This window comes from Lacinutrix sp. MEBiC02595 (assembly GCF_053601555.1).
This window is the reverse complement of sequence record NZ_JBSHNU010000112.1, coordinates 1-317: the sequence shown is the minus strand read 5'-3', so window position 1 is coordinate 317 and position 317 is coordinate 1. Positions and strand designations below refer to the sequence as shown.

General features: G+C 38.8%; 1 protein-coding gene. It reads left to right on the top strand.

The window, feature by feature from the left end; genetic code table 11:
• A partial coding sequence (locus ACVCZW_RS00570) for a hypothetical protein (RefSeq protein WP_452231372.1) occupies positions 1-317 on the top strand: 317 nt, incomplete at both ends.

The following is a 317-nucleotide window of genomic DNA, read 5'->3' as shown; positions in this document are numbered from 1 at the left end:
ACTGTAATAGACGAAACTATAGAATGTAACGGAACAGATAACGAAACGGTTGCGAATGATTGGAATGCTACTAACATATTAGCGCTTCAATCTTGTGGTACGGATTCTTGTGATACAGATGCGGTATTCGATGTAACTTCTGATTATGTATTTACGAACCTTGCTTCCACTTGTGGAGCTGGTGGTACTATTCTAGTTACGTATACAGTTGCAGATGATTGTGGTAATGAAACCATACTTACTGCAACACTTACTCTTGAAGATTCTATCGGTCCTGATCTTACAGCTTGTACGGTTGTAGACGAAACTATAGAATG